At 38.9% G+C, this 8,603-nt stretch carries 13 protein-coding genes; 12 read left to right on the forward strand and 1 reads right to left on the reverse strand.

The features are described from left to right. Nucleotides 1–104 precede the first annotated feature (104 nt). Complete coding sequence (locus tag G6Q00_RS07815) at nucleotides 105–974, reverse strand: hypothetical protein (RefSeq protein WP_240331061.1); 870 nt, start codon at nucleotides 972–974, stop codon at nucleotides 105–107. A gap of 98 nt (nucleotides 975–1,072) precedes the next feature. Here G6Q00_RS07815 and G6Q00_RS07820 point away from each other — a divergent pair, with 98 nt between their 5' ends. The 12 genes from G6Q00_RS07820 to mnmE all read left to right on the forward strand — a co-directional run bounded on the left by G6Q00_RS07820 (nucleotide 1,073) and on the right by mnmE (nucleotide 8,429). Further along, nucleotides 1,073–1,558 carry a peptidylprolyl isomerase gene (locus G6Q00_RS07820; protein ID WP_163532695.1) on the forward strand — a complete coding sequence of 162 codons (486 nt, stop codon included), beginning with the start codon at nucleotides 1,073–1,075 and terminating at the stop codon, nucleotides 1,556–1,558. A 6-nt stretch (nucleotides 1,559–1,564) separates the two neighbouring features. After that, nucleotides 1,565–1,801 (forward strand): carbon storage regulator, encoded by a 237-nt coding sequence (locus G6Q00_RS07825; RefSeq protein ID WP_163499786.1) that lies wholly within the window; start codon nucleotides 1,565–1,567, stop codon nucleotides 1,799–1,801. Continuing rightward, complete coding sequence (locus G6Q00_RS07830) at nucleotides 1,798–2,577, forward strand: 4-(cytidine 5'-diphospho)-2-C-methyl-D-erythritol kinase (protein ID WP_163532696.1); 780 nt, start codon at nucleotides 1,798–1,800, stop codon at nucleotides 2,575–2,577. Before G6Q00_RS07825 ends, G6Q00_RS07830 begins: the two co-directional genes overlap by 4 nt. Continuing rightward, nucleotides 2,574–3,038 carry an SsrA-binding protein gene (smpB, locus tag G6Q00_RS07835; protein ID WP_163532697.1) on the forward strand — a complete coding sequence of 155 codons (465 nt, stop codon included), beginning with the start codon at nucleotides 2,574–2,576 and terminating at the stop codon, nucleotides 3,036–3,038. Before G6Q00_RS07830 ends, smpB begins: the two co-directional genes overlap by 4 nt. Continuing rightward, on the forward strand, nucleotides 3,035–3,493 hold the full coding sequence (exbB, locus tag G6Q00_RS07840) for a TonB-system energizer ExbB (protein ID WP_100069289.1): 459 nt from the start codon (nucleotides 3,035–3,037) through the stop codon (nucleotides 3,491–3,493). The genes smpB and exbB overlap by 4 nt, the downstream gene beginning before the upstream one ends. An 8-nt stretch (nucleotides 3,494–3,501) precedes the next feature. Continuing rightward, complete coding sequence (locus G6Q00_RS07845; protein ID WP_163499783.1) at nucleotides 3,502–3,900, forward strand: ExbD/TolR family protein; 399 nt, start codon at nucleotides 3,502–3,504, stop codon at nucleotides 3,898–3,900. Nucleotides 3,901–3,965: 65 nt separating this feature from the next. Further along, nucleotides 3,966–4,100, forward strand: coding sequence for a 50S ribosomal protein L34 (gene rpmH / locus G6Q00_RS07850; protein ID WP_006564561.1), 135 nt, complete (start codon nucleotides 3,966–3,968; stop codon nucleotides 4,098–4,100). Nucleotides 4,101–4,161: 61 nt separating this feature from the next. Next, on the forward strand, nucleotides 4,162–4,470 hold the full coding sequence (gene rnpA, locus G6Q00_RS07855) for a ribonuclease P protein component (protein WP_240329624.1): 309 nt from the start codon (nucleotides 4,162–4,164) through the stop codon (nucleotides 4,468–4,470). Beyond that, nucleotides 4,425–4,799, forward strand: a complete 375-nt coding sequence (gene yidD / locus G6Q00_RS07860) for a membrane protein insertion efficiency factor YidD (RefSeq protein ID WP_163532698.1) — start codon at nucleotides 4,425–4,427, stop codon at nucleotides 4,797–4,799. The genes rnpA and yidD overlap by 46 nt, the downstream gene beginning before the upstream one ends. Further along, on the forward strand, nucleotides 4,786–6,378 hold the full coding sequence (yidC, locus tag G6Q00_RS07865) for a membrane protein insertase YidC (protein ID WP_205426575.1): 1,593 nt from the start codon (nucleotides 4,786–4,788) through the stop codon (nucleotides 6,376–6,378). The genes yidD and yidC overlap by 14 nt, the downstream gene beginning before the upstream one ends. A gap of 10 nt (nucleotides 6,379–6,388) precedes the next feature. Further along, nucleotides 6,389–7,078 (forward strand): Jag N-terminal domain-containing protein, encoded by a 690-nt coding sequence (locus G6Q00_RS07870; protein ID WP_163532699.1) that lies wholly within the window; start codon nucleotides 6,389–6,391, stop codon nucleotides 7,076–7,078. Continuing rightward, entirely contained in the window at nucleotides 7,062–8,429 is a 1,368-nt protein-coding gene (gene mnmE, locus G6Q00_RS07875) for a tRNA uridine-5-carboxymethylaminomethyl(34) synthesis GTPase MnmE (RefSeq protein WP_163532700.1), read from the forward strand. Before G6Q00_RS07870 ends, mnmE begins: the two co-directional genes overlap by 17 nt. Nucleotides 8,430–8,603 lie beyond the last annotated feature (174 nt).

Here is an 8,603-nt window from a genome sequence, read left to right on the forward strand (position 1 = left end):
TTAAATGTCAAAGATCGCTTGCCTTTAGCATTGCTATTTAGAGCATTTGCTATTTAGCAAAAGGGGCATTTTATAGTTTTTAAGCTTAAGGGGGGCTTAGAGTGTTAAAAAATAGAGCGGTGTTTTAAATCTAGTAAAAAATCTTGGATCACGCGTTTGGTGGCAAAAACATTATTTTGGCTGGGCGGAGAGATAGCCATGCCTATAAACTCATCTTTGTGGTTAAAAAGGGGGCGGCCATAGACATCTTTGAGTAGAGGTTGTATGATTTGGTGTAGATCCTCATAATTAAGATATTGACTACTATAATTAATATCTTTGCGACTCTTTTCTAAAATATTCTTAAAAGTTGATACTTCAAAAGTGCCTACTTCAAAAGTACCTTGATCGCTAATCTTAGGGTAGTAAATTTGTAAGGCTTTGTGTGGGTGGGAATTTTTGGTGAGTAAATCTTGCCCGTATTTTGTGTAAATGCGGGCATGGTAGTAACTTTCTGGGCGGACTTGGCAATAATCATTAGTAAAAGCGTGGGTATTAAGTAAGGATAACCCGCGGTTTCGATCAATAGCCTTAAGGTGCAAGCGCGCAATACAAATTAACATAGGCCCGCTATCATCTTGCATTTTGGCAATAAAAGTTGTGGCATACATGCCCTTATCATAGGCTAACTCAGAAGAGGTTAGCACATGCCCGTTTTGGAGTAAAAGCCCATAGCCTTGTTTGTAGTGCCCATCTTTAAAATAGGCGATTAAAAAAACGGTGCTATAAATCCACAAATGGAGCGGTTCTAGCTTAGCGTTATTATGTTCTTTATTCTGTTTTACTTGTTGTTTGTTGGGGTTTTTAACGCTTTTGGTGATCTTGTGATCTGGGTGGGGTGTTTTTCTAGTGATATGGGAGGGTTTGGTGTGGTGAATCAAAGAGGTATTTAGCGCCTCTTCTGCTTGCAAAAGTCCTAACAGAAAAAGAGCCAATAAAGCCCGCATAAACAACCCCGCTACATAAAAATTAAGGTGAAATCGGTAGCAAAATCGGTAAAATGCGGCGATCATTTAATATTTAAAGGTATGCATTGAAAACTCTAAAAGTTTATGAAATAGACCCCACGCTTTTATCCTCCTATCAGTATGCGGTTATTAAAACCAGTAAGGGAGCGATTAAAATCCACTTATTTGGACAAGAAGCGCCACAAACTGTAACTAACTTTGCAACTTTAGCTAAAGAGGGTTTTTATAATGGGCTAAATTTTCACCGCGTAATCACCGGGTTTGTAGCCCAAGGGGGTTGTCCTCTTGGTACAGGAATGGGTGGGCCTGATTATCGTATCAAATGTGAAGTGCAAAATAACCCACATAAACATAAAAGAGGCGCATTAAGCATGGCCCATGCCGGTAGAGACACGGGTGGTAGCCAGTTTTTCCTTTGTTTTGAACCCCAACCCCATTTAGATGGGGAGCATACGGTTTTTGGACAAATTGAAGATGAGGAAAGTTTAGGGGTTTTAGATAGCCTAAAGCAAGGAGATATCATTGAAACGATTCATATCTTAGCACAATGATTTTAGATGTTAATTCTAGCCAGAAAACTAGGAGAAGGTGTGGTGATTGGGGAGCATATCCATATACGGGTTATTTCAATTGAAAAAGGAAGTGTAAAACTTGGTTTTGATGCGCCCTCTCACATGCTTATTTTGCGCTCTGAACTTAAAGAGGCTGTGGCTTTAGAAAATAAAAAAGCCTCTGGTGATGTTAGCGATACGCTTTTAGAGGGCATTGGTAAACAACTAGGTAAATTAGAATGAATGCGTTTGAGTGCATAGCCTACCCAAAGGTAAATATCTTTTTAAAAGTTCTAGGATTGCAGGCATCTTATCACACTCTTTTATCTAGGCTAGTGCTTGTTAAAAACCAAATATGTGATTATCTTTTTGTCAAAAGAGCCCCCTTTTCACTTAAGGGTAATTTTGGTTGCTCTCTTGAAAAAAACACCATTTATAAAATGTTGCAGATACTCAAAACACACCTTCAAGCTAAGAATCACCCTGAAACCTTAGAATTAGCCATTGAAGTAGAAAAACATATCCCTATGGGTGCAGGGCTTGGGGGAGGCAGTGCAGATGCGGGGGTGCTTTTAAGAGAGCTTAATACTCATTTAGAATTAGATTTGAGTTTACAAGAATGTTATCAAATCGGTGCGCAGGTAGGCAGTGATGTGAATTTTTTCATCTCTGGTTTTAATAGCGCGCATGTTTTTCATTTTGGCGAGGTGATTAAATGCTTTAAAGAAGAAGATTTAGAACTAGAAATTTTAACACCCCAAATTTTTTGTAACACAACTCAGGTTTATCAAGCCTTTGATCGCCTATGCATGCCCACTCAAGAGGAGCAAAATTGGCAAACAATGCAGAGTCATACTTTACTCAAACATTTCACACGCGCCACTCTTAATGATCTTTACACCCCTGCTATTACTCTTTACCCTGCATTAAAAGAGTTTGAGAAACATTTAGATAATTCACAGCCCTTTTTTTTTAGCGGGAGTGGGAGTAGTTTTTTTAGGCTTAAGGAAAGTGTGTGAAAGAGCCTATACGCAATAAAAAGGCTTTCTTTGATTATGAGATTTTAGAGACTTTGGAGGCGGGTATTGTTTTGGCAGGTTCTGAGGTTAAGGCAATCCGTGTGGGTAGGGTGAATTTAAAGGATAATTTTGTTAGGATCATCAGGGGCGAGGCTTTTTTATTTGGGGTGCATGTTGGGCATCTGCCAACAGCTAATGTTTATTATAAACCCGATGAGAGGCGGCCGCGTAAGTTGCTACTGCATAGAAAACAGATTCATAAATGGTCTGTTGAAGTGGGCCAAAAGCGCCTTAGTATTGTGGCATTGCAGTTATATTTTAACGCTAAAAACCGGGTGAAACTCCAAATCGCTTTGGTAAAGGGCAAGAAACTTTATGATAAAAGAGAGAGCATGAAACAAAGGGTTTTAGATAGGGAGGCTAAGAGCCAGTTAAAGAGTCATTTGCGGGGTGGAATGTGAAAGAAATGGTAGATTATGGGATTTTGGGATTTTTGGCGTTTTTATCAGTGATCGTAATTGCTATTGGGATTGAGCGGGTGTGGTTTTATGCTACCGTGCGTGTAGATGATTATAAAGATAAACGCAAGTTAGAACTAGATTTGCACCGCCGTTTAACTTTAGTGGCTACCATTGGTTCTAACGCGCCTTATGTGGGGCTTTTGGGCACGGTAACAGGAATCATGATTACCTTTATTGAACTAGGCAATACCTCAGCAGTGGATACTAAGGCAATTATGGTTGGCTTAGCCCTAGCGCTTAAATCTACAGGTATGGGTTTGATTGTGGCCATTCCTTCTGTTGTGATTTATAATATGTTGGTGCGCAAAAGCGAGATCATCGCGACTAAATGGGATATTTACCACCACCCAGCCACAGAGGGAGCGGGGTATAATCGCCTAGATACAGATTTTTAGGAAGATAGATGAAAAAGATAGACTCCATGAATGTAGTGCCTTTCATTGACATCATGTTAGTGCTTTTAGTCATCGTACTTACCACCGCTTCTTTTGTTTCTACTTCCAAATTGCCCATTAATATCCCTAAAGTGGATCAAAGCTCAGATAAAGCCCAAGATGTATTGGATAAAAAACAAGTTAACATTGCCATTTCGCACAAGGGCGAGTTTTATTTGGATAAAAAAAAGGTGAGTTTTGAGACTCTCAAACAGGCGGTGAAAAAGTACGCTAAAGACACGCCCATTATTTTACAGGGGGATAAAAATAGCAATTTAGATAGTTTTGTTAAGGTGGTGGATTTGTTACAAACCCATAATCTTAACCAACTGTATATTTTAGTAGAGGATAAAAATAGTAGCCATTAGGCTTTAGATAGTTTTTAGCAAAACAAGCTAGAATAGAGCTTTTGAAAATTTTAAAGGATTAGAGAATGAAACGCACCTATCAGCCCCATAATACGCCTAGAAAGCGCACACACGGCTTTTTGGTGAGGATGAAAACTAAAAATGGCCGTAAGGTTATCAAAGCCCGCCGTGCTAAGGGGAGAAGACAATTAGCGGTTTGATTCTTGCGAGGTGCAATCTCTAAAAACAACCCAGCAATTTAACCATCTTTACAAAAAGGGCATGAGAGTACATAGCAAGTTTTTTACCATGTATTCTCTCCCCTTAGATGGGTTACCCAAATTTTTTAGCTATCCTAGAACTTCTCTACTGGGCTTGAGTGTTTCTAAGAAAGTGGGTAATGCGGTGCAGAGAAATTTAATTAAACGACGGGTGCGTTCTCTTTTTAAAAATATCCATTTGGAAAAAGAGCGGGTGATTGTGTTTGTAGCTAAAGCAGGGATTGCACAACTCAAATACAAAGATTTAAAACAACAGGTTTTAGCATGTCTATACCGCAAAACAAAACCGCTTGTTATGAGGCATGCGTGAGATTGGTTTTAGCCTTGTTAGAATTTTATCGCAAGTACCTTTCTTTGCTTAAACCTACAAGTTGTCGTTTTTATCCCACATGTTCTACTTATGCGCTTTGGCTTTTACACAATGAAGGATTATTTAAAGCCCTATTAAAAATTTGCCGGCGTTTGCTATCCTGCCACCCTTATTGCAAGGGGGGTATTGATTATCCCATTGGCTCTAAACACATCACCCCAAAATATTGTTCTCCTCAAGAAATTAAACTGCGCTATTATCTAGTGCCTCTTAAGCCTCCAGCTTTCTCCCCTTATTATATTCTTAAGGCTTCATGTGAAAGAAAATAATTTACGATTTATTTTAGCCATTGTGCTCTCTTTTGTTTTTCTTGTTATTTATGGTTATTTTTTACCAGAAAAACCCCACACTGCCCCCCCAAATAGTAGTAGCGCCCCCACTACTCTTATTAAGCAGGTAGCACAAACCCCTCAAAGCCCCATAATCCTTAAGGTTCTTTCTAAAGATATGGAAATAGAAATAGACGCACTAGGGCGCATTGCACAGGTTTATCTCAAGGATAAAAAATTCACAGCCCACAGACAAGAAGATTTTTTAGAACACATCAAACAGCTTTTAGGTCTCTCTAAACCCAAAAGTGCCCTAGAAAAATTGCCCCTTTTAGGATCAAATGCACTAAAGCCTTTAGAATTGCGCTTTGTAGATTCTACACTTAATCAAGAGGCTTTTAACACCCCCTATATCGCCTCAACCCAAGTACTCCAATTAGATAAAGCCCCTCAAACTGTGGTTTTAACACAGTCTCTTAAAAACCTTAATGTTAAAAAAATTTTGACCTTCTACCCTAATTTGACCTACGATTTACGCGTAGAATTAAAACCCACACAAACCCCCATGAATTTAGCTTACGTACTTTCAAATGGCTCTAGGCCTATAGCTGATGCCGATGGTTATGCTTTCCATGGGGTACTCTTAGGTACACAAGATCATAAATTAGAAAAAATTGAAGATGGCAAGGCTAAGCAAACCCAGTCTTTTAAATCCACCATCTTTATTGCTAGTGTAGATCGCTACTACACCTCCCTTTTCTTCACTAAAGATTTGCCTTTAGATGCCATTATAGACACACAGCCAAGCAAAGACCCTTTGCCCTTTGTTTCTTTAAAAGGCAATGCCACTTTGCATGGTTACATTGGCCCTAAAGATCACCGCTTGTTAGAACGAATTTCTCCTATGCTAACTGAGGTGATTGAATATGGGGTGATCACTTTCTTTGCCCGCCCTGTGTTTTTACTCCTAGATTATTTGCATACTTATACCCATAACTGGGGTTGGGCGATTATTCTTTTAACCCTCATTGTACGGATTATTCTTTATCCTTTGAGCTATAAGGGCATGGTGAGCATGCAAAAAATCAAAGACCTAGCGCCTAAAATGAAAGAACTCCAAGAAAAATACAAAAGCGATCCACAAAAGTTACAAATGCACATGATGCAGCTTTATAAAAAGCATGGGGCTAATCCTTTGGGCGGGTGTTTACCCATACTCTTACAAATCCCGGTATTTTTTGCCATTTATCGCGTCTTATACAATGCCGTAGAACTTAAAAGTGCGGGTTGGATGCTTTGGATTCACGATCTTTCTTTAATGGATCCTTATTTTATCTTGCCCCTTTTAATGGGGATTTCCATGTACGCCCAACAAGCCCTCACCCCAAGCACCATCACCGATCCCACCCAAGCTAAGATTTTTAAAATGTTGCCTTTATTTTTCACAATTTTTTTGATCACTTTTCCGGCCGGTCTTGTGCTTTATTGGACAACCAATAACATCTTTTCTATTATCCAGCAATGGCTCATTAATCAAATGTTAAGCAAAAAGAAGAGCGAAATGCAAAAAACAGCCTAGGAGCTAGAAGATGCAAACCATTGTAGCTAAAACCCTTGAGGAAGCGATTACTAAGGCTTCTTCACTCTTGCAATGTTCTGTTTTGGATCTAGAATATGAAATTATCCAAGCCCCCTCTAGTGGTTTTTTAGGCTTTGGCAGAAAAGACGCCATTATAGAAGCTAAAATTAAACAAACTAAACAATCTCAAGACTTAGAAAAAACACCCCCCATATCCCCCCCCACTCCCCCTACTAATTCTTTAGAAACAAAGATTACAGAGATCAAACAAGAATTAGATACTCTTTTTAGTTATTTGCCCTACCAAATTGAGCGTATCCATGTAGAATTGTATAACGAACAAACTCTACTCATTGAAATTAATGGTCCTGATTCGGCTTTAATTATTGGCGAAAAGGGTTATCGTTATAATGCTTTATCTTACTTGCTCTTTAACTGGATTCACTATAAATACCACTACAATATCCGCTTAGAAGTGGCTAGTTTTTTAAAAGATCAAGAAGAAATCATGGAAAGTTATTTACAAAGTGTGATCATGCAAGTCCATGAAGTGGGCAAGGCACAAACCAAGCCCTTAGATGGCATGCTGCTCTACATCGCTCTTAAACGCTTAAGAGAAATCTTTCCTAATAAACATGTTAGTATCCAAGCAAATGATGATCACGAATCTATGGTTGTGATCAATGATTTTTACAAATAGTACCATTGCTGCTATTGCTACCCCACCAGGACTTGGTGCTATTGCTATTATTAAGCTTAGTGGTTCTAAGAGTCTTTCTATTTTAAACGCGCTTTCTCACAGACAACACTTTACCCCCCGCATGGCTACTTTGGTTAGTCTTTATGATGTTGCTGGAGATCTTTTAGATCAATGTTTAGCCCTTTATTTTAAAGCCCCCCATAGTTATACCGGTGAAGATGTAGTGGAACTACAATGCCATGGGGGCATTATGGTGGCAAGATTGATCTTAGAGGCGTGTTTAGAACAAGGGGCGATTCTAGCTAAGGGGGGGGAGTTTACACGGAGGGCTCTTTTAAATAAGCGCATGGATTTATCCCAAGTACAAGCCCTAGCTAAACTTTTAGAAAGCCAAAATGCCAACATGGTTAAGGCTATGGCTAAACAAATCAAGGGGGCTTTAAAAGATTTTGTACAAACCACCCGCACAGCCCTTTTAAAGTTATTAGCCAGTAGCGAGGTATTGATTGATTATGCAGAAGAAGATTTGCCTTTAAATTTATTAGATCGCATGCAAGAGGATTTAAAGCAAATAGAACAACAACTCTTAAAAGTGTTAGAGGTATCGCGTGCTAGAAGTGCTAAATTAGAGGGCTATACTTTAAGCATTATTGGTAAGCCTAATGTGGGTAAAAGCTCTTTGCTGAATGCTTTATTACTTGAAGAGCGCGCCTTAGTAAGCGAGATTGCCGGTACCACAAGAGATAGCATAGAGGAAGTCATTAGTCTTTATGGGAGTTCTTTAAAAATTATAGACACCGCAGGGATACGCACCTCTAACGATCCAATTGAGCGTTTAGGAATTGCTAGAAGCAAACAAAGCATGCAAGAGAGCGATATTATCCTCGCCCTTTTTGATTTATCTAGCCCATTAGATCACCAAGATCAATTTATTTTAGAGTTACTCCAAGCCCACCAAGATAAAATCCTCTGTGTTATTTTTAATAAAAACGATTGCCCTATTCAGCTAGATACAAAAGCCCTTTTAGCAGCCATGCCACCTTTATTTACCCCTGCTATAAGCCTAAATACCAAAGAACCCTGTTTGCCTTTTTTAAAAGAAGCGCTTAAACCTCTATTTGAACATAATCCAAATGATAGCCTGATTTTAGCCACCCTAACCCAGCAAAACAGCCTAGAGCTAAGCATTAAGAGTTTACAATCTGCTAAAAAACCATTAGAGCATGCAGAGTTAGAGCTATTTTCTTATCATATTAAAGATGCTTTAGAAAGTATTGCAGCCATTAGCACACCCTATTACACTGATGAAATGCTAGATGCGATGTTTCAGGAGTTCTGCTTAGGCAAATAATAAATCCGTCCGTAGTTAATTACGCGGTGGTTAAAAAGCATTTTAAATAAAACTGCAACTAATCTTAAAACCCAATAGAGGAGCTTAAAGCTAGCACCTTTAAGAGTCAAGGAGCAAAAGACTTTATAGAAATTGCTAAAGGCTTTCATAGATTATTTAATCAAGACGCTAGCA

It is taken from the genome of Helicobacter suis, from assembly GCF_902196125.1.
Taxonomy (GTDB): Bacteria; Campylobacterota; Campylobacteria; order Campylobacterales; family Helicobacteraceae; genus Helicobacter; species Helicobacter suis_B.

What these genes read in the sequence shown, in the direction of transcription:
- G6Q00_RS07825 (WP_163499786.1), top strand. Translation starts at nt 1,565, where the DNA reads ATGTTAATTCTAGCCAGAAAACTAGGAGAAGGTGTGGTGATTGGGGAG.
- G6Q00_RS07830 (WP_163532696.1), top strand. Translation starts at nt 1,798, where the DNA reads ATGAATGCGTTTGAGTGCATAGCCTACCCAAAGGTAAATATCTTTTTA.
- G6Q00_RS07845 (WP_163499783.1), top strand. Translation starts at nt 3,502, where the DNA reads ATGAAAAAGATAGACTCCATGAATGTAGTGCCTTTCATTGACATCATG.
- rpmH (WP_006564561.1), top strand. Translation starts at nt 3,966, where the DNA reads ATGAAACGCACCTATCAGCCCCATAATACGCCTAGAAAGCGCACACAC.
- rnpA (WP_240329624.1), top strand. Translation starts at nt 4,162, where the DNA reads ATGAGAGTACATAGCAAGTTTTTTACCATGTATTCTCTCCCCTTAGAT.
- yidD (WP_163532698.1), top strand. Translation starts at nt 4,425, where the DNA reads ATGTCTATACCGCAAAACAAAACCGCTTGTTATGAGGCATGCGTGAGA.
- G6Q00_RS07870 (WP_163532699.1), top strand. Translation starts at nt 6,389, where the DNA reads ATGCAAACCATTGTAGCTAAAACCCTTGAGGAAGCGATTACTAAGGCT.
- mnmE (WP_163532700.1), top strand. Translation starts at nt 7,062, where the DNA reads ATGATTTTTACAAATAGTACCATTGCTGCTATTGCTACCCCACCAGGA.